Origin of the sequence: Vibrio sp. J502 (assembly GCF_025397955.1) — a bacterium.
Taxonomy (GTDB): domain Bacteria; phylum Pseudomonadota; class Gammaproteobacteria; order Enterobacterales; family Vibrionaceae; genus Vibrio; species Vibrio anguillarum.
Genome location: NZ_CP104554.1, coordinates 2,633,999 through 2,653,578, shown reverse-complemented (window position 1 = coordinate 2,653,578; position 19,580 = coordinate 2,633,999). Strand labels below are relative to the sequence as shown.

General features: G+C 43.7%; 22 protein-coding genes, 1 rRNA gene, 1 pseudogene and 1 riboswitch. Of the genes and pseudogenes, 19 read left to right on the top strand and 5 right to left on the bottom strand.

Going from position 1 to position 19,580, the window contains the following annotated elements; translation table 11 throughout:
* Positions 1-31 precede the first annotated feature (31 nt).
* The 12 genes from N5E84_RS12275 (at position 32) to N5E84_RS12220 (ending at position 8,977) form a co-directional block, all read left to right on the top strand.
* Positions 32-685 (top strand): site-specific integrase, encoded by a 654-nt coding sequence (locus N5E84_RS12275; protein ID WP_157731292.1) that lies wholly within the window; start codon positions 32-34, stop codon positions 683-685.
* Complete coding sequence (locus tag N5E84_RS12270; protein ID WP_095661216.1) at positions 682-2,037, top strand: integrase repeat-containing protein; 1,356 nt, start codon at positions 682-684, stop codon at positions 2,035-2,037. Before N5E84_RS12275 ends, N5E84_RS12270 begins: the two co-directional genes overlap by 4 nt.
* A 24-nt stretch (positions 2,038-2,061) precedes the next feature.
* Positions 2,062-2,370 (top strand): IS66 family insertion sequence element accessory protein TnpA, encoded by a 309-nt coding sequence (gene tnpA, locus N5E84_RS12265; protein ID WP_019282915.1) that lies wholly within the window; start codon positions 2,062-2,064, stop codon positions 2,368-2,370.
* Positions 2,364-2,483, top strand: coding sequence for an IS66 family insertion sequence element accessory protein TnpB (gene tnpB / locus N5E84_RS12260; protein WP_019282914.1), 120 nt, complete (start codon positions 2,364-2,366; stop codon positions 2,481-2,483). Before tnpA (N5E84_RS12265) ends, tnpB (N5E84_RS12260) begins: the two co-directional genes overlap by 7 nt.
* Positions 2,484-2,559: 76 nt before the next feature.
* Positions 2,560-2,880, top strand: a complete 321-nt coding sequence (tnpA, locus tag N5E84_RS12255; protein WP_019283194.1) for an IS66 family insertion sequence element accessory protein TnpA — start codon at positions 2,560-2,562, stop codon at positions 2,878-2,880.
* A complete protein-coding gene (gene tnpB / locus N5E84_RS12250) occupies positions 2,877-3,230 on the top strand; it encodes an IS66 family insertion sequence element accessory protein TnpB (protein ID WP_019283195.1) in 354 nt (117 codons plus the stop codon). The genes tnpA (N5E84_RS12255) and tnpB (N5E84_RS12250) overlap by 4 nt, the downstream gene beginning before the upstream one ends.
* 59 nt (positions 3,231-3,289) lie before the next feature.
* Positions 3,290-4,822: an IS66-like element ISVa11 family transposase gene (locus tag N5E84_RS12245; RefSeq protein ID WP_069211897.1), complete on the top strand. Its 1,533-nt coding sequence runs from the start codon at positions 3,290-3,292 to the stop codon at positions 4,820-4,822.
* Between the two features lie 12 nt (positions 4,823-4,834).
* Positions 4,835-5,095 carry an IS66 family insertion sequence element accessory protein TnpB gene (tnpB, locus tag N5E84_RS21380; protein ID WP_095661215.1) on the top strand — a complete coding sequence of 87 codons (261 nt, stop codon included), beginning with the start codon at positions 4,835-4,837 and terminating at the stop codon, positions 5,093-5,095.
* A gap of 86 nt (positions 5,096-5,181) precedes the next feature.
* Positions 5,182-6,663 (top strand): IS66 family transposase, encoded by a 1,482-nt coding sequence (gene tnpC, locus N5E84_RS12235; RefSeq protein WP_095661214.1) that lies wholly within the window; start codon positions 5,182-5,184, stop codon positions 6,661-6,663.
* A 51-nt stretch (positions 6,664-6,714) separates the two neighbouring features.
* Complete coding sequence (tnpA, locus tag N5E84_RS12230; protein ID WP_081245520.1) at positions 6,715-7,035, top strand: IS66 family insertion sequence element accessory protein TnpA; 321 nt, start codon at positions 6,715-6,717, stop codon at positions 7,033-7,035.
* A complete protein-coding gene (tnpB, locus tag N5E84_RS12225) occupies positions 7,032-7,385 on the top strand; it encodes an IS66 family insertion sequence element accessory protein TnpB (RefSeq protein ID WP_069212062.1) in 354 nt (117 codons plus the stop codon). The genes tnpA (N5E84_RS12230) and tnpB (N5E84_RS12225) overlap by 4 nt, the downstream gene beginning before the upstream one ends.
* 59 nt (positions 7,386-7,444) lie before the next feature.
* Positions 7,445-8,977 (top strand): IS66-like element ISVa9 family transposase, encoded by a 1,533-nt coding sequence (locus tag N5E84_RS12220; RefSeq protein ID WP_069212063.1) that lies wholly within the window; start codon positions 7,445-7,447, stop codon positions 8,975-8,977.
* A gap of 30 nt (positions 8,978-9,007) precedes the next feature.
* Here N5E84_RS12220 and N5E84_RS12215 read toward each other — a convergent pair.
* The 4 genes and pseudogenes from N5E84_RS12215 to N5E84_RS12200 all read right to left on the bottom strand — a co-directional run.
* A pseudogene (locus tag N5E84_RS12215) lies at positions 9,008-9,715 on the bottom strand (IS630-like element ISVa15 family transposase); the annotation flags it as partial.
* Between the two features lie 118 nt (positions 9,716-9,833).
* Positions 9,834-10,118, bottom strand: coding sequence for a UvrD-helicase domain-containing protein (locus N5E84_RS12210; protein WP_019282932.1), 285 nt, complete (start codon positions 10,116-10,118; stop codon positions 9,834-9,836).
* Positions 10,119-10,185: 67 nt separating this feature from the next.
* Complete coding sequence (locus N5E84_RS12205) at positions 10,186-10,608, bottom strand: PD-(D/E)XK nuclease superfamily protein (RefSeq protein WP_019282933.1); 423 nt, start codon at positions 10,606-10,608, stop codon at positions 10,186-10,188.
* 281 nt (positions 10,609-10,889) lie between these two features.
* Positions 10,890-11,060 (bottom strand): hypothetical protein, encoded by a 171-nt coding sequence (locus tag N5E84_RS12200; protein WP_164732779.1) that lies wholly within the window; start codon positions 11,058-11,060, stop codon positions 10,890-10,892.
* A 226-nt stretch (positions 11,061-11,286) separates the two neighbouring features.
* Here N5E84_RS12200 and N5E84_RS12195 point away from each other — a divergent pair, with 226 nt between their 5' ends.
* The 5 genes from N5E84_RS12195 (at position 11,287) to murI (ending at position 17,001) form a co-directional block, all read left to right on the top strand.
* Entirely contained in the window at positions 11,287-12,207 is a 921-nt protein-coding gene (locus tag N5E84_RS12195; RefSeq protein ID WP_019282935.1) for a WYL domain-containing protein, read from the top strand.
* Positions 12,208-12,265: 58 nt separating this feature from the next.
* Positions 12,266-13,033 (top strand): DUF1883 domain-containing protein, encoded by a 768-nt coding sequence (locus N5E84_RS12190; protein WP_019282936.1) that lies wholly within the window; start codon positions 12,266-12,268, stop codon positions 13,031-13,033.
* 205 nt (positions 13,034-13,238) lie between these two features.
* Positions 13,239-13,550: riboswitch (cobalamin riboswitch) on the top strand.
* Positions 13,551-13,596: 46 nt separating this feature from the next.
* Positions 13,597-15,432, top strand: coding sequence for a TonB-dependent vitamin B12 receptor (btuB, locus tag N5E84_RS12185; RefSeq protein ID WP_019282937.1), 1,836 nt, complete (start codon positions 13,597-13,599; stop codon positions 15,430-15,432).
* 45 nt (positions 15,433-15,477) lie between these two features.
* A complete protein-coding gene (locus N5E84_RS12180) occupies positions 15,478-16,167 on the top strand; it encodes an ATPase (RefSeq protein WP_049785465.1) in 690 nt (229 codons plus the stop codon).
* A gap of 30 nt (positions 16,168-16,197) precedes the next feature.
* On the top strand, positions 16,198-17,001 hold the full coding sequence (gene murI / locus N5E84_RS12175; RefSeq protein ID WP_026028593.1) for a glutamate racemase: 804 nt from the start codon (positions 16,198-16,200) through the stop codon (positions 16,999-17,001).
* Here the strand turns inward: murI and N5E84_RS12170 are convergent.
* Positions 16,964-17,419 carry an RNA recognition motif domain-containing protein gene (locus tag N5E84_RS12170; RefSeq protein ID WP_019282938.1) on the bottom strand — a complete coding sequence of 152 codons (456 nt, stop codon included), beginning with the start codon at positions 17,417-17,419 and terminating at the stop codon, positions 16,964-16,966. The genes murI and N5E84_RS12170 overlap by 38 nt on opposite strands.
* 402 nt (positions 17,420-17,821) lie before the next feature.
* Here N5E84_RS12170 and N5E84_RS21375 point away from each other — a divergent pair, with 402 nt between their 5' ends.
* Positions 17,822-18,001, top strand: a complete 180-nt coding sequence (locus tag N5E84_RS21375; RefSeq protein ID WP_013855455.1) for a hypothetical protein — start codon at positions 17,822-17,824, stop codon at positions 17,999-18,001.
* A 25-nt stretch (positions 18,002-18,026) separates the two neighbouring features.
* A 16S ribosomal RNA gene (locus tag N5E84_RS12165) occupies positions 18,027-19,571 on the top strand.
* Positions 19,572-19,580: the final 9 nt, after the last annotated feature.

The window sequence follows — 19,580 nt, the reverse complement described above, 5'->3', positions numbered from 1 at the left end:
AGATATCACCGTAGATCCCGCTAAAAGTGATATGAGCAAAGATAAGAAAATACCACTAGTTAAAGTTCATCACCCTGATAAGGGTTTCGCTCCTGATGAATGGCGCAAAAAATATAACAGACCCGATGCTCGAAGGGCTGAGTATTTGATGACAGAATACGGCATGCTGCCAAGAAACAACCGTAACTCTCCCAAATCATTGTATACAGGCTGGAAAAACCCTGTGCTTATTCCAAATCAGAATTACATGATTGCGTACTTTAATAATACTCAAGCAGCTGAGATGTTTTTGATTTATTGGCAGTTATATTTGAAGTACCAAGCACCTAAGAATCAATCTCATCCCTTTGCATTTTCAAACCTCAAAGACGGCAACCCGTTGTCCTATAAAGCTATAGAAGACGGCCTTAAAAGAGCTGTAGAGAGAGTTGGGCTAATAAGTTCAAAAAGTGAGGGGACTACACCTCACGGCTTACGTCACTTATATAAGGACGACTTAAAAAAGATGAACTTAAGTAGCCATATCATTCAGTCCGTGATGCACCATAGAAGTATCCATTCTCAAGAAGAGTACGCTCTACCCTCGCATGAAGAAATTAACGCGGAAATGGATAAGGCAGAAAACAAAATTTCAGCATTTATGGAAACAAAAGAAAAACTCAATCTACTCAAGGGGGCTTTATGAGCCAGAGATATAAAACACTAAAAGAAGCTTCGGATGCCACTATAGCGCTATTTAAAAGTATAGGCATTCGTTTTCCTACTGTTGACCTATACAAGAAAAATTATAAGAAAGACCCTATGCTTCCGATAGATCCTCGCCGCTATGATGACTTTACCACATGGCAAGCATATGCAGGCAAAGCGGAGATGGTGCAGAAATACTCAACAATTGAAGAAGCAATAGCTGCCAATGTTGTCCTATTCAAGAAACTTGGCATAAGTACTCCAACCTATGAGTTATATAAAGATAATTATAAAAAAGATCCTAGACTCCCATCGGATCCTCGTAGATATGAGAGTTTCAAGACATGGAATGAGTATTTGGGTAAAGGAAAACCTGTTGAGAAGTACCCAACCTATAAAGAAGCCAAAGCTGCTGCAGCCGCGCTTTTTAAGAAACTCGGTATTAATGAGCCAACGGTGGCTCTGTATACAGAGCATTACGAAAAAGATCCAAGGCTACACGCAGACCCACGAGAAGTATTCAAGAAATTCAGATGGATAAATTACCTTGGCAAAAAGGAGCCTATTGGTAAATATAAAACGCTAGAAGAAGCATCGACTGCAATAATTGCACTATTCGAAGAGCTTGGCATAGAAAAGCCAACTAGAGTTTTATACAGAAAACACTACAAAGAAGACCCTAAGTTACCATCTGCGCCAGAGGAGTATTATAGTAAATTTACTACGTTCGCAAAATTCTTTGGTATTGAGCCTATTGAGCTGTATCCCACAGTGAAAGAAGCATCCGTTGCTGCAATTAGTATGTTTGAAGAGCTTGGTATCACTAACCCTACTTCAAATGACTATGTGAGAGAATATTGGAACGACCCTCGGCTCCCATCAAATCCTAGACGATACTACGACGACTTTATCTCATACTCTGAGTTTCTTGGTAGAGGAATAGTTGTTGATAAATACCAAACATTTGAAGAAGCAAAAGTGGCAACGGATGTTATTTTCAAAGAACTTGGGATTATTGAACCAACTAGAACACAATATGCGAAGTACTTCAAAAACGATCCGAAGTTACCGAGCAATCCATTTTATACATACCATAAACCAGTTGATTGGCCGTCTTACTTAGGTCGAAAACATTTTTATTCTCGAGAGGTTGCTCTAGTTCGTGCTATTAAGTTGCTTGGTAGTGCTGAAATTACAGAAGATGAATATAGAGCTATTTGTGGTTTAGATGAAAGGCTACCTATACAGGCAGTTGTATACTATGGGTTAAATAGTTGGAGTGAGTTTGTTGGTTTAAATGTAAGCGTCGATTTAACCCCACCTACTAATATTTCCGCATGCTCGGCATAGTGACTCCATAACTAAGGAGTCACCATGCACCCATCCAATAAACCTCAGTTCTGGGCTGAAATCATTGAACAGCAGAGCCAAAGTGAGTTATCCATTGTCACGTTCTGCAAAGCAAATCAATTGACGGAACATACTTTTTATTACTGGCGTAAAAAACTTTACGGCGGGGGGCAACGTCAGCTTGTCCATCCTGTTGTGATCGAAGATAAACCGAAAATAAAAAGCAATATTCAATCGGTAGTGCTCTCACTACCAACAGGAATAACGGCTGAGTTGCCCGCTGAAATGCCAGCACACCAAATCCAGAACTGGTTACAGGCGCTGATGTGTTAACACCAAATTCGGGTATTTATCTGGTCTCTGGTATTACCGATATGCGTAAGTCCATTGATGGCCTGTCACTGATTGTTGCTGATGTACTGGACATGGATCCGTTCAGTGAGTAAGCGCGTCATAAACCCCGCATTCTAATCACCTAGCCCGAATAATAAGATCAAACCTCCAACCCAAAGGAGATTTGAAATGGCCAAACGACGCACTAACCAAGAATGGCGAACCCTGTTCGAACACTATGAATCCAGCCAACTATCACAACGATTATTCTGTGAACGTAACGGACTGAGCCTCTCCACTTTTTACGCTAAGCGCCAACAGTTAAAGCACATCGAAAAACCGAACACGGTTGGCTTTGTTAAAGCAGAAGTCGTTGAAAAGACCACAAAGTATCAAGCCACTCACGTTGTCGTTGCCAATATGACGCTGCTCGTCAATGATGTTGAACTGAGCATCCCACAAGGCACGCCAGCGACCTATCTCGCAGAGCTTATCGGTGCGCTGTCATGAAACGTATGCTCAGTGCTCCCGAAATCTATCTCTATCGCGAAAGCGTCGATTTTAGAAAGTCCATCAACGGCCTCGCTGCGATTATCGAAAATGACACCGACTTGCCCTTGGGCAGCGGCGCACTGTTCCTGTTCACCAACAAACAGCGCGACAAAATCAAAGTGCTGTACTGGGATAAAACAGGCTTTGCTCTTTGGTACAAGCGCCTTGAAAAAGCCAAGTACAAGTGGCCATCAAAAGAGCAAAATGAGGTGTTTACCCTAACTCAATTCGAGCTTGACAGACTGCTTTCTGGCTTCACGATTATCGGCCATAAACCCGTTAGAATAAACGATTTTACAATGACTTAAGCGATAATATAGCCATATCCACCAAGCATTAACGGCATGATTTTAGTATAATCAATGCCATGAAAAAGACGCCAAATATCAACTCAGAAAGCCAAGATGTTGCCGAGCTACAAGCGATGGTGAAAGCGCTGTTGGCGTCAGAAACCCAATTGAAACAAGAGCGTCAATCGCTGCTTGAACAGCTCAAACTTGCCTTCGACCGTCAGTTCGCTAAACGCTCGGAGGCGTTAAAGCCTTACGATGAATCTCAAGGTGATCTCTTCAACGAAGCGGAGTGTGAGGCCGCTAAGGAAGAAGAGGTTGAAGTTGTCACAACGACCATCACAAAGAAGAAACGTGGTAAACGCAAACCACTGCCAAAGACCTTGCCTCGTGAAGTTATCGAACTCGATTTAAACGACGATGAAAAGCAGTGCACTTGCTGTCAACATAACCTGCATAAAATCGGTGAAGACCGTAGCGAGAAACTTGAGTTCACGCCAGCGGTACTAAAAGTGTTGGAATATGTTCGTCCTAAATATGCTTGCCGCCAATGCGAGCAAACAGAAGACAAAAACCACGTCGTTCAAAAGCCAGCGCCGCAAAGCATTATCCCGAAGAGCTTCGCCACAGAAAGCTTGTTGGCCAATATCATCCTCGGCAAATATCAATACGCGATGCCACTTTACCGCCAAGAATCCCTGTTTACCCAGTCGGGTATCGAACTCTCACGAACCACCATGGCAAGGTGGATTATCCAAGTCAGTGAGAAGTTCGCTCCACTTTACGCGGCCTTAAAAACGCACCTACTTGAGCAAGTGGTGATTCAGGCGGATGAAACGCCGCTCAATGTCCTCAAAGAAGATAAACAGTGTTATATGTGGCTTTACTGCTCGGGCGCAGACTCGCCTGAAGCCGCCCTCCCTAATGTGAGAAATATCGTCTTGTACGACTATCAAAACAGTCGAGCTAGGGCGTGCCCTGTTGCCTTCTTGGGGGATTACAGTGGTTATCTACAAACCGATGGCTATGGTGTTTATGATGGGCTTCATCTCGTCACCAATGTCGGTTGCTTGGCGCATGCTCGGCGCAAGTTCATGGAGGCGAAAAAGCTGCAAGGCAAAGGCAAGTCAGGCAAAGCGGATAGTGCATTGGCTAAAATCCAGAAACTCTATGGAATAGAATCACGCTTAAAAGGTGCCTGTGCCGAAAAACGGAAAGCAGAGCGCCAAGAGCATGCTAAGCCGATACTGGATGAGCTTTATGAATGGATGACAACTCAGAAAGTGCTTGAGTCTAGCCCGCTGGGTAAAGCGATAAAATACACGCTCGGTCAGTGGCCGAAGCTGAGCCGCTATATCGATGACGGTCACTTATCGATAGACAATAATCGTGCTGAACGCGCAATAAAACCGCTGGTTATAGGCAGAAAGAACTGGCTCTTCTCGACCAATCCCAATGGAGCTGAAGCGAGCGCGATGCTTTACAGTATCGTCGAGACAGCGAAAGCCAACGGCCTTATCCTTTACGACTACATGGTTAAGTGCATGAAAGAGCTAGCGAAATCTGAGCCTGATATCGATGCACTCCTGCCTTGGAACTTCCAACACTAACAATATCGCCCCGTGGGATCATGGGGCGGATACTTCAGTGAAGCCTGGTTTATCTTCTGCAACCGTGGACGAGATAAAATCAAAATTCTCTTTTGGGATACCAATGGCTTCTGGCTTTATTACCGCCGACTGGAGAAAGGCCGCTTTAAATGGCCGAAACCAAATAAATTGGGTCACGTAGCTATTTCCAGACAGCAACTTCAGTGGCTATTATCAGGGCTTAATCTGGAGCATCCTAAGGCTCACCAGCCCTTATATGGTCTTGAAGTGTGAGCTAAAACCATGATCGATATAAAGGGCTTGAACGATCCTTTTCCTCTGTCAGACTAACAGCATAATCTTGACCAAGAGCCTGACAAATGAATGACCTTCCTGATGATGTAGAACAACTGAAAGCGATACTGTTAGCGCTTCAGGAAGCCAACCTGGCTAAGGATAAACTGCTACAGGCTCAGCAAGAAGAAATGGCTGAGCTTAAAACACGGGTGGAACTTCTACTTGAGCAACTCAATCTCAGTAAATCCAAACGGTTCTCTTCCCAAAGTGAAAAGGTGGCTAAAGGTACCTTTAACGAAGCAGAGCAGCAAAATGCGCTGAACAAGCCAGAGCCAGCCCATCATAAAAAAGGACGTAAGCCTTTACCCAAAGAGTTAGAGCGCGAAGTTCAGGTGCATACGCTGAATGCGCCACACTGCGAATGTTGCGGTCATGAACTGCATAAGTGTGGCGTGGAGACTTCGGAAGAGCTGAAGATCATCCCTCAGAAAATCAGTGTGCTCCGTCATGAACGAACCAAATATGCTTGCCGCCAGTGCGAGCATACCGAAATCAGTAGTAAGATAGTGACAGCTCCAAAACCCGCTAGCATGATCCCCAAAAGTATCGGCAGCCCAGAAACCTTCGCCGCCATCGTTACAGCAAAATATGTGGATGCATTACCGCTATACAGACAGGTTGATATCCTCAAACGCGGTGATATTGATATCAGCCGAGGTACTTTGGCAAACTGGTGCGTTCAGTTAGGGAGTAAAGTTGAAGTCATTATCGACCAGATGAAAGCCCATCTGTTATCAGAAAGCCTTATCTGCGCAGATGAAACCACGGTACAGGTGCTATCGGAGCCAGGCAAGACAGCTCAGAGTCAATCCTACATGTGGGTCTACCGAAGTGGCGAGTTCCATACGACTCCCGTAGTCATCTACGATTACCAACCGAGTCGAAGTGCAAATTGTGTAAAAACCTTCTTGGGTGACTACTCAGGGTATCTACTGTCAGATGGATATCCTGCCTATGACACACTGAAAACAGTAACACAAGCGGGTTGCATGGCACATGTGAGACGTAAGTTCACCGATGCTCAAAAAGCCCAACCAACAAAGAAAGTGGGCCGTGTAGAGAAAGCGTTGAACTATATTGGAAAACTCTACGGCATTGAACGGGAAGTCAGAGGGCTAAGTCCAGAAATACGACAGCAGATTAGGCAACAAAAATCCAGCCCCGTTCTTGATGAGTTCCACAAATGGCTGGTCGGAATCAAAGAAACACAATTACCGAAGGGAAAGCTCGGGGTTGCTATCAACTATACGATAAACCAGTGGCCAAAACTCCTTACCTATCTGGCAGACGGAAATATCAGCATCGATAATAACGTGACTGAAAGAGATGTGCGTCCGTTTACGACTGGGCGCAAAAATTGGATGTTCTCAACTTCAGTTGGCGGAGCAAAGGCCAGTGCAAACCTCTATAGCCTGGTCATGACTTGTCGTGCTAACGATATCAATCCGTACTTCTACTTCGTGCACCTGTTCAGGGGTAAGCGCGTCATAAACCCCACATTCTAATCAATCTCGGCACGCCATAAGATCAAATCTCCAACCTCAAGGAGATTTGAAATGGCAAAAAGACTCTCTCATCAAGAATGGCATACCCTATTCGATCAATACGAATCCAGTCATCTGTCTCAACGCGTGTTCTGTGAACAAAATGGGCTGAGCCTTTCAACCTTCCATGCCAAGCGACAGCAACTAAAGTTCATAGAGCAACCTAAGAGCAGTGGATTCGTTAAAGCTGAAGTCGTTGAAAAAACGACACGCTACCAGATGACTCAAACACCGATTGCCAACATGACACTATTGATTAATGACGTTGAACTCAGCATCCCCCAGGGAACACCTGCCTCGTATCTGGCAGAGTTAATCGGAGCACTGTCATGAAGAGAATGCTGAGTGCCCCTAATGTTTACCTGTATCGGGAGTTCGTGGATTTTAGAAAGTCCATTAATGGTCTGGCGGCGATTATTGAATCTGAAACCGATTTACCGCTCGGAAGCGGTGCGCTGTTCCTGTTTACCAATAAACAACGCGATAAAGTCAAAGTCTTGTACTGGGATAAAACGGGCTTCGCTCTGTGGTATAAACGGTTGGAAAAAGCCAAATTCAAATGGCCCACTCAAGAGAAAAAGCAGGTATACACCCTGACTCAATTTGACCTAGACAGACTGTTATCTGGCTTCACGATAATCGGCCATAAACCGATAAAAATAGACAACTTTACAATGAGTTGAACCCGATAAAAGTGAGTTATACCAAGCCTTGACGTGGTGTTTTTAATATAATCAATGCCATGAAAAAGACGCCCGATATTAACCCAGAAAGCCAAGACATCGCCGAGCTTCAAGCTATGGTGAAAGCGTTGATGTCGGAGAAAAAAGAGTGGCAACAAGAGCGCCAATCCTTAATTGAGCAGTTTAAACTGGCCCTTGACCGTCAATTCGCCAAACGCTCGGAAGCGTTAAAGCCGTATAACGAAGCACAGGGTGACCTCTTTAATGAGGCGGAATGTGAAGCGGCGAAATCGGAAGATGAGGTTATCACCACGACGACAATCAAACGTCGTGGTAAACGTCAACCGCTTCCTAAAGACTTGCCACGTGAAATTATCGAGCTTGACCTAGATGAGCACGACAAACAGTGCTCATGCTGCCAACACATTTTGCATAAAATCGGCGAAGACCGCAGTGAAAAGCTTGAGTTCACGCCCGCCGTCCTAAAAGTGTTGGAATATGTTCGCCCGAAATACGCCTGTCGTCAGTGTGAACAAGAGGCTGAAAAAAGCCACATTCACCAACAACCCGCACCGATAAGTATCATCCCCAAAAGCTTCGCTACCGAAAGTCTGCTTGCCAACATTATTTTAGGCAAATATCAGTATGCGCTTCCGCTGTATCGTCAGGAAACCTTGTTCACCCAATCAGGTATCGAGTTATCGAGAACGACCATGGCCAGGTGGGTAATCCAGGTTAGTGAAAAGTTCAAACCGCTTTATCAGGCACTGAAGACTCACTTACTCGAACAAGTGGTGGTTCAGGCCGATGAAACGCCGCTCAATGTGCTCAAGGAAGACAAGCAATGTTATATGTGGTTGTACTGCTCGGGAGCCGACTCCCCTGAAGCTAAACTCCCTGACATGAAAAATATCGTCTTGTTCGACTATCAAAACAGTCGCGCGAGAGTGTGCCCCGTGAACTTCTTGGGTGATTACTCAGGCTATCTGCAAAGTGATGGTTACGCGGCTTATGATGGATTAACCAACGTCACCAATGTCGGTTGCTTCGCTCATGCACGTCGTAAGTTCATGGAAGCGAAGAAGCTTCAGGGCAAAGGTAAAACAGGTAAAGCGGATGTGGCGTTAGCCAAAATCCAAAAGTTGTACGCACTTGAATCTCGATTAAAACTGGCTTCGGTCGAAGAGCGTTGGGCAGAAAGACAAGCGCAGGCTAAACCGATGTTGGATGACATCTATGACTGGTTAACCACGCAGAAAGTCATCGAATCGAGTCCTCTTGGTAAAGCCATCAAGTACACCTTGGGTCAGTGGCCTAAGCTGATACGCTATGTTGAAGATGGGCATTTATCTATCGACAACAACCGAGCGGAACGCGCAATCAAATCGCTGGTCATTGGCAGAAAAAATTGGTTATTCTCGACGAATCCGCTTGGTGCTGATGCGAGTGCTTTGCTGTATAGCATCATCGAGACGGCGAAAGCGAACGGACTGATACTCTACGATTACATGGTCAAATGTATGAAAGAGCTGGCAAAGTCTGAGCCTGATATCAACTCACTGCTTCCCTGGAACTTCTCACATTCAAATTAAAACGCCCCGTGGGATCATGGGGCGCATACAGAAAAAACGAACAATCGATTCACTGTTAATGCTCTCATAGTCGTGAACAATGGTTGCACCAATATCCGACAGGTTCAGTGCGCCAATAATGTTCAATCGGCTACGATTACCCGTTGTTTCAATCACTTTATCCTGACCAGTACGTATCCAGCCATGCGATATCTTTGTTGATAGTGTTGGGTGAACTGCATCGATAAAGACTATCGATTCATCCTCGCCACAGCTTGCCTTTAGCGCTTCATACGCCTCTATGAATGCTTGCTGTTTTGCTTCATCAAACTTGTGTGGTATGCCTTTCGGTTGCTTGTAGCTAAAACCATTATGGTGAAGCCATTTGTTCATACCAGAAACAGTATAATCAAGCCCAAACGTCTCTTTAACATAGGCGACAATTTGATGAGTATGAGAATAGGTTTTCTCAGTCAAATGCTCGATTAGGTGCATGGTTTGAATAGCAGAAAGCTTGCTTTGGCTTCCTCCATTCTCAGGCTTAAGTTTTTCAGAAAGTACGTAGTCACTGAGGTGACGTGCAACGGTCGATTCATGAATACGAAGAGCTTGTGAAATCATAGTCTGACTCCAGCCTTCAGAAGCCAGCAAAACAGCCTTAATACGGTCGCAAACTCGACTATCACGCTCAATGTCGTGCATCTGTTCGAGTTGCAGTTTCTGTTGAGGAGTCAGTGTGATTTTCATGGTTTGTAGCATGATCCTGATTCTATTGAAAATCAAGCATCTTCAATGATCACGGGTATAAGCTTTTGATGAATGGGTTAAACTCTAACTAACAATGGGGCGTGCGACGTGAGGTCGTATGAAGCGCTGTTCACCGCTTAATGTGTGAACCATCTGTAAGGTACATTTCATCCACGTTAAAATCAGAGCCAAGCTCCAATAGGCGGTTAGCTATTCGTGTTTTTAGTTCCTGAGCTGCTTTTTCAGTGAATGTTACAACCAATAACTGCTCTGGTTTCGCTCCATGAACTCGAATGAGGTTCATAATTCGTTCAACCAGAGTATAGGTTTTACCTGAGCCAGGACCAGCAATGATAAGAAGAGGCCCTTTATGATGGTGTATTGCTATTTCTTGAGATGGATTAGCCAATGACATTGATACCTTCGTTTTTATCACCATGGACGTGTGCCTAAAGTGGCACACATCATGTTGTCGTTCTGACTTAAGCAGCGTGACTGCCTAAATCTGGTCCTATAAAAGAAGCTAATTCTTCTACAGTGACGGCTGTTAGTTTCGGTGCTGAAGAACGGTACGAATTTAAAAACTCAATCGCTCGATCATGTTTCAACAACTCACTTCCGCCACAGACCACTAAGTAGTCATCATAAGAAGATCTCGCTGCGTCCATTACGGTATAACCAAGTTTCTCAATCGCAGTCCCACTGGATTCTTGAAATTTGGCGACAACCTGAATTGTACGCATTGGTGTATGTACAACAAAGTGCGCATAGTCACTTTTATCCGGGAAAATGCTCGGATATTTGACATTACGCTGGTATGTCATTGGTTGATTAGACGTACTTTCTGAAAAACCAAGTTCCTGAAAAGTAATAGAAATGTCGTTTAGTAAATCTTTTCTACACATTCGTAGTTACCTCAATAAGGTTTATTACCCACGGATATAGCGTTAGTAACAGGGCCGAATCCGGGGAAAACATGTCGCTCCTTCAAATTTTTGTTAAAGAAACGGCTCGTAATATTGAGGTGAACATTAAAGAAAGGTACTATCATCGTTCTCAAAGGTTGATAGTCTGTTCTTCAATGGACAAACACTAGAGTGTTGTGCCTTATTCATTCTGTTGGCGCAGAAAGAATAAATCACCTCACAAGAAAAGCACTTTTCAGTCAAACTGATAAGTGCTTTTTTTATTTCTCCTTTCTAACTCCTTTAAATGGTTTTCCGTCACTTTTGACGTCCATGAATCGTCCAGTGTTTGCATCACGTTTAACCCAATGGCCGGAACCAGTTTGAGTTTGTGAACGTTCGCGAACAGCCCCATTGCGGTGGTTATCACCGACTTTTCCGTTAGTTGCCATAAGCAACCTCCTATCTTTGTGATCCGTTGAAGACCCATTCTCCAACTTTGATCGATGGTACGATCAAAAAATAACCACGTCAATGGTGACGTTTAATTTTTATAAGTGAAATAAACATCGATTAATATAAAAATTACACATAAATATAAAATCAACCTTAAAAAGTAGACTCAACATCAATGCTAGAGTAATATTTATATAACATATATATAGAGACACACCGACGATGCTTACCTACAAAGAACTTAAAGAAAAACATACAAATAACGCAGATCGTCTAGCATATATTGACTTTATGCTGCGTTTTACTGGTATTGTTAAACGTTCTGACATCGGCGAAATGTTTAACTTATCTGATGCTGCCGCTTCAAAAGTTCTAGCGGATTACAGTAGTGTTTGTGAAAAGAATATTGAGTACAACAGAAGTGTTAGGGCTAACGCTATTGTTAGGGATACCTATGAACCTCTTATAGATTTTGATGCAGAAACTGCATTGGGGATGCTTGCTCATGGCTTCAATAAGAACAAACTATCTCAGCCGACTAAAACGACTATCCCGTTTGAGAAAATAGGTCGGGTACCAAATCGGCTCTCAACCAAGTTTATTGCAAGAATTACTAGAGCAATTAATGGTAAATACGCCATTAGTTGTAAATATCGTTCTGAAAATAGTGGCAATCATGACAGACGAACGATCATTCCACTTGCGATGATGCACGATGGCGTGAACTGGATGTTTAGAGGCTATCATCGGGACGACAAAAGCAAAGTCTTCTTTAAGAACTTTCATTTTTCTAGAGCATTAGATGTAGTTGAGCACTTTGAAGAGAAAGAATACAAGGCATTGCCTCATGAAACTCTGGAATCTGACAAGGAATGGAACTTAGTTCTTCCTCTTCAATTGAGAATCCATCCGGATAGAGACGAAGATCAGAAAAGACGAATCAGAACTGATTTTGGTATCCCTGAAGGCAAAGACGAGCTAACCACATCTGTACGTTGTGCATTTCTTTGGATTATGGAAAAAGAATGGTTCATCGATAACAGAACAGATGAAGAAAAATCAGAGACTAAAACATCGAGATTCTACAAATTTGAGCTTTTAAATGCGGAAATGCTGAAGCTTGTAAAGGCTAGTAATCTTTAGTAACTGTGGAAATTAAAGCTTCATCTTATTTCAAATTTATACTTGGAGGGAATCAACATTGAATTTTTTAAAATATGATCTTGGCAATCTCAAAAGAGGTGAATTAGTTGAAGTCACTTTGACTAGCGGTGCCAATGTGCGCCTTATGGATAGTTCGAATTTTAATAATTATAAAAATGGGCGTAAGCATAAATACTATGGCGGTTTAGCAAAAAGATCTCCGGTTCAAATTGCTGTACCTAACTCTGGGCACTGGTACGTTGCTATTGATATGCAAGGCTTAAGAGGCAGTACAAATGCTTCAGTTCGAGTTGTTCCTGGTGCTTTGCCGGACCTCCAAGAGCGACCTCTTTCAGAGGTTCCTAGTTTGGTTCGAGATAACATCCCACCTCCTACAGATACAAGTAGAGAAACACATGATGTCTTCATTTCACATGCATCAGAAGATAAAGATGAATTCGTAAGGCCTCTTGCTAATGCGTTAATAAATGAGGGATTAAATGTTTGGTTCGATGAAATGACACTGAGAATTGGTGACAGTTTAAGGCAGAAAATAGATAAAGGGTTAGCAAACAGTAGAGTCGGTTTGGTGGTTTTATCTCCGTCATTCATTGCGAAAGGCTGGACCAATTATGAACTAGATGGAATTGTTACTCGAACAGTCTCTGGTGAACAGGTGTTACTACCAATTTGGCATAATATTACAAAACAACAAGTTATTGATTTTAGCCCATCTTTGGCTGATAAAGTGGCTAGGAGTACAGCAACTCATACTGTAAATGAAATTGCTGCTGAAATTGCTGAGCTAATACGATCCAGATCATGAAAAGTCAGCACATATAACTTAAATGTTAGTCTTTTTATCTCCAAAAGAATGAACTTTAGGCTAGTCACTATTAGTAAATTTCATAAACAACTTTATTAAATTTCAATAAATTAAACTGGCAATCAAATTGGTTTTGATTAAAATTAATTTTTTTGGCAGGTTTAGGTTTTCTGTCCGTCTATGTTGCAGGGAAAGTAAGAACGCGAATCTCATGATTCTCAATGGTCTAATTGAATAAAAAGTTAGACAGACCATAAGAGAATGTGAAAAATTTAGACAGTGATACGGATTGGGCAGATATTTTCAGTTTTAGACGCACTAACTTCCATTCTTAAAGGCTTTATCCCTATCTAGTCTATTTTTTAAACGTATTCTTTCCCAACTGTAAAAGTATGACGCGCAGCGGTAAGAGAGAACGAACACCCAATATGACACTGCAGGAAAATGCTGTGGGAAGTCGGGTTAGTAGGTCAAGAGCTCTCAAGTCCGAATACCTGCCAGCAGCCAAATCTATTCCACCTTTTGGTTGATTTGGTAGGACTTACGCGAATTAGGATCACAATATGAATAAATCCCTTTTAGCGGCGGCTGTAGCATCGCTGCTTTCACTTATCTCCAATTTACACGCCCAAGAAGCATCTGCTGACGAAACCATGGTGGTTACGGCTAACCGTTTTGAGCAAAGTACCGAAAGTGTTATTGCTCAAGTGGAGGTTGTGACACGTCAAGATATAGCTCGTATTCAAGCTAAGTCACTAACTGATGTATTCAAACGATTAACGGGTATTCAAGTTACACAGAATGGTGGTAGAGGCCAGCAAGCTTCGATCTTTGTTCGAGGTGCTAACTCTGATCAGGTTCTTGTCTTAGTTGACGGCATTCGTTTTGCTCGCGCTGCAAAAGGTGGTGTCGATTTCAGCCAGCTGCCAATCGCATTTGTTGACCGAGTAGAGTATGTACGAGGTGCTCGTGCTGCTATGTATGGTTCAGAGGCTATTGGTGGTGTGATTAATATCATTACAGTTGTCAGTTCTGACAATGAAGAAACTGTAGTGAGTGCAGGATTAGGCAGCCGTGATTATGAAGAATTAAGTTTTGTTAGTGGTACTAAAGTTGGCGAGAACGGTCATTTAAACGTATCGGTTGGTTACGATTCTGATGAGGGCTATAACGTTCACCCAATGCCCGGAGTAAACGATGGTGACCGTCATGGGTTTGAATCACGTAATGCTTTGCTCGGGTACGTACATAACTTCGACCAACAGTGGAGTGGCTTTGCGAATTTCCGAATGTTCGAGACTATCTCTCAATATGATGGTTCGTATGTTGATTATAATACCGGCAACCCTGTCCACTCTTACAAAGAAGCTGAAGTACAAAACTCTACTGTTGCTGCTGGCGTTAAATTTAATGGCAGTGAGCTAAAGTCTGAATTCCTAGTTAATTATCAAAACCAAGACAACTGGAATTACGAAAAGTCTCTAGGTAAGAACTCTTCTTCGGCTACGTCTGATGAGCTTGAGCAACTTAATGTTCAATGGGTAAACTCATACAAAGTTACTTCAGCACTGACGTTAAGTGGTGGTGTTGATTGGCGAGATGAGGCCTACATCGTTAAGCCATCGAATACTGAATATGATCGAACCAATGTTGCATACTTCACGGCATTAAACGCAGATGCGGATAAGGTGTTTGGTGAGTTGAGCATTCGTGCTGATGACAATGAACAGTTTGGTACTGAAACAACGTATAACACAGGGTTAGGTTATCGTTACGCAGAATGGCTTGTGGTTAAGGCTGCCTATGGTACATCGTTTAAAGCTCCGAACTTGTATCAACTATATAGTTACTACGGTAATGACAAGCTAGAAGCCGAGAAAGCGGATTCATTTGAATTAACTTTTAGTGGTTTAATCCAAGAGGTTGATTGGTCAATTACTGGATACGATACAAACGTTGAAGACTTAATTGATTATAATTACGCGACGAGTAAGTATTACAACACTGATGGTGAAAGCCAATTACGTGGTGTGGAAATGGTTGTCGGTTTTGATACAGGCTTTATTAACCACCAAGTGAGCGCTAACTTCCAAGATCCGAAAGACCAATCTGGTGAACAGTTAGTCCGCCGTGCTAAGAAGATTTATAAGTATAACGCGGCAGCTAGTTTCGATGATGTTGATTTGTCATTGGGGTACCAATACGTCGGTGAGCGACCAGACTTCTCTGAAGAGTTGGCTGCATACAGTTTGTTTGATGTTTCAGTTAACTACTACGTAAATGAAAATCTTACTTTAAACGGTCGAGTCGAGAACCTTACTGATGAAGAGTACGAGACAGCTGGTGGATACCCATCTCCAGAGCGTACATATTACGTAAATGCTACTTACCAATTCTGATTTTTGAAACCGCCTGTGGGCGGTTTTTACTTTGCGAGTGTGATGATGAAAAAGAACGTTATCGTCAGTTGGTCTAGCGGAAAAGATTCAACCCTCACTTTAGAGCGCTTATTGGAAGATAGCCGTTATTGTGTGGTGGGCATTTTTACCACTTATGTCGAAGATGAAGTGCCCTTTCAAGCCACCCCCTTGTATGTAATTGAGCTACAAGCACGACTTTTAAAATTACCCGTTGTCAAAATAGAGCTGCCTGCCGTATTTCCAAGTAACGAGCTTTATCAATCGACCATCATCAGCGCATTAAAACAAAGTGGATTAGAGATAGACGCCGTTGCTTTTGGCGATATGTTCTGTAACGGTATTGCGCAGTATCGCAAAAGCTATATTGAACCGGCTGGCTGGGAGTGTGTGTTGCCCTTGTTAGGCGAAGATAGTAGCGCTCTTGCGCGAGAGATCATAAATCGCGGCATCCAAACCATGGTGATGACGACAGATGGTCACAGCCTCACGCCAGACTATTGTGGACAACCTTATGGACGAGCGTTTATTGATTCTTTACCAGCAAAGGTTGACCCGTGTGGCGAAAATGGTGAGTTTCATACACTGGTCACCGATGCGCCCTGTTTTTTGGGTGGAACACTGGAGTTAGAGTTGACGCATCTCCAACTGGGGGAACGTTTTTGTCACCAAAGATACCGAGCAAGAGCATTGCCAATTGATAAAGAGCGAGTATGATCGGAACGTTTTCATTATAAGGTGCTCAGAGTGTCGCAACCGTCTCAGCTTAATGTGCTTATCTTTGACTCTGGTGTTGGTGGGTTATCGGTTTATCAAGAGGTCCAAGCCAAACTACCACAATTAAACTACATCTACCTGTTTGACAATGAAGCTTATCCTTATGGAGAGCTCAATCAAGAGGTGTTAATTAAGCGTGTGGTTAGGTTGGTAAGCGATGTCGTTGTGAAAGAGCGCATTGATTTGGTTGTTATTGCTTGTAATACCGCAAGCACCATCGTCTTACCCAAGCTGCGTTCTTGTCTTGCTGTACCAGTTGTGGGGGTTGTCCCTGCGATTAAACCGGCCTCGTCACTGGCAAATAAAGCCGTGGGACTCATTGCTACCCCAGCGACTATCACTCGTCAATACACTCACGATTTGATTCGAGATTTCTCATCTGACAAGAATGTTGAATTGCTAGGGTCAACGCGCTTAGTGGATATGGCAGAAGAAAAATTGAGGGGCAAAGCTGTCGATCTTGCAGAATTAAAAGAGATTCTTAGCCCTTTGGTGAACCGTATTGATGTGGCGGTCCTTGGCTGTACACACTTCCCATTAATAAAAGAAGAGATCCAAGCCGTATTAGGGAAGAGTGTCGTGCTAGTTGATTCCGGAGAAGCTATTGCTCGTCGTGTGCAAGAGCTATTGGGTGTGAAAAGCGAGCCACAATGCAAAATCAAACAACACAAGATATTATCAAGCGCACCTCCTTGGGAAGAAAGCGCGCTCAATAGCCGATTAGCTCACTTAGGTTTTACTCCTGTTCAAACATATCGTCATCAGGATGTTTAGGATCATTCGCCACACGTACTTTTAATGTACGCTGCATATAGTCTTTCTCATTCAAAGCTGAAATAGCACCATCTACATTTGCAGAAGCCATCACAACAAAGCCAAATCCACGCCTTTTGCCCGTTCGCTTATCTTTCATCAAACGTACGGCAAAGACCTCTCCATATTTGGCAAAAAGTTCACGAACATGAGCTTCATTCGCTTTGTATGGCAAGTTACCGACATACAGTGTTTTCGTTGAGAGTTTTGACTCCTCATCATCGGTTAGCGTTTTGCTGCCAAAAAATTTAAAAACAAGAGCGGAAGAGACAACACCAATAACAAAAGTAATTGCGGGAGAAAGCGCGACCAGAGAAAAAAGGATTGCGCCTATTATTGCAAGAGATGCAACCAGTAAAATCGATTTATTAGAGTTCATATTGGAATACTACATATCAAGTAAAAGAAGAAGGATGTCTAGGATTAACAAAATAGACACATCAATCTTACGTTTATGCTTGGTGTTTTTCCAACCTATTGCTGTGATAACCTTCAAATGTTGAAGTTTTATTCAATAAAACGCGACATTGGTGGCTTTTTAAGCGAATGAAAGGTGATTTTAAAAAAGAACTTGTCACATTGTAAAACCTCCCTATAATGCCGCCTCACTGACACGGAGTGAGGCAAGCCTCACAAACGAGTTACTAGTTGAAAGAGAAAGATAGTTAAAAATAACTCTTGACTCTTAAAGACTAAAGCGTATTATTCGCACCCCTAGCAACACGGACTTAACGGTCCTGTTCGGCAGGAACGCTCTTTAACAATATAAACCTATCAATCTGTGTGGGCACTCGTTGATGATAATCAAAAAAGATTTATCAATGAACTGAGTGACCAATCAGAATCAAGTTTACTTGATTTTGGCACAGTTAATTCATTGTTGTTCTGTTGGAACAACAATAGCTTTAAAATTACTTTTTTACTTTCGAGTAAGAGCAGTTTTGAAGTCAGTATTCATTGAGCCGGTCTTAGGACCAACAAAACTTTAATTGAAGAGTTTGATCATGGCTCAGATTGAACGCTGGCGGCAGGCCTAACACATGCAAGTCGAGCGGCAGCACAGAGGAACTTGTTCCTTAGGTGGCGAGCGGCGGACGGGTGAGTAATGCCTAGGAAATTGCCCTGATGTGGGGGATAACCATTGGAAACGATGGCTAATACCGCATGATGCCTACGGGCCAAAGAGGGGGACCTTCGGGCCTCTCGCGTCAGGATATGCCTAGGTGGGATTAGCTAGTTGGTGAGGTAATGGCTCACCAAGGCGACGATCCCTAGCTGGTCTGAGAGGATGATCAGCCACACTGGAACTGAGACACGGTCCAGACTCCTACGGGAGGCAGCAGTGGGGAATATTGCACAATGGGCGCAAGCCTGATGCAGCCATGCCGCGTGTATGAAGAAGGCCTTCGGGTTGTAAAGTACTTTCAGTCGTGAGGAAGGTGGTGTTGTTAATAGCAGCATCATTTGACGTTAGCGACAGAAGAAGCACCGGCTAACTCCGTGCCAGCAGCCGCGGTAATACGGAGGGTGCGAGCGTTAATCGGAATTACTGGGCGTAAAGCGCATGCAGGTGGTGGATTAAGTCAGATGTGAAAGCCCGGGGCTCAACCTCGGAACCGCATTTGAAACTGGTTCACTAGAGTACTGTAGAGGGGGGTAGAATTTCAGGTGTAGCGGTGAAATGCGTAGAGATCTGAAGGAATACCGGTGGCGAAGGCGGCCCCCTGGACAGATACTGACACTCAGATGCGAAAGCGTGGGGAGCAAACAGGATTAGATACCCTGGTAGTCCACGCCGTAAACGATGTCTACTTGGAGGTTGTGGCCTTGAGCCGTGGCTTTCGGAGCTAACGCGTTAAGTAGACCGCCTGGGGAGTACGGTCGCAAGATTAAAACTCAAATGAATTGACGGGGGCCCGCACAAGCGGTGGAGCATGTGGTTTAATTCGATGCAACGCGAAGAACCTTACCTACTCTTGACATCCAGAGAAGCCAGCGGAGACGCAGGTGTGCCTTCGGGAACTCTGAGACAGGTGCTGCATGGCTGTCGTCAGCTCGTGTTGTGAAATGTTGGGTTAAGTCCCGCAACGAGCGCAACCCTTATCCTTGTTTGCCAGCGAGTAATGTCGGGAACTCCAGGGAGACTGCCGGTGATAAACCGGAGGAAGGTGGGGACGACGTCAAGTCATCATGGCCCTTACGAGTAGGGCTACACACGTGCTACAATGGCGCATACAGAGGGCAGCAAGCTAGCGATAGTGAGCGAATCCCAAAAAGTGCGTCGTAGTCCGGATTGGAGTCTGCAACTCGACTCCATGAAGTCGGAATCGCTAGTAATCGTAGATCAGAATGCTACGGTGAATACGTTCCCGGGCCTTGTACACACCGCCCGTCACACCATGGGAGTGGGCTGCAAAAGAAGTGGGTAGTTTAACCTTTCGGGGAGGACGCTCACCACTTTGTGGTTCATGACTGGGGTGAAGTCGTAACAAGGTAGCGCTAGGGGAACCTGGCGCTGGATCACCTCCTTATACGAAGAT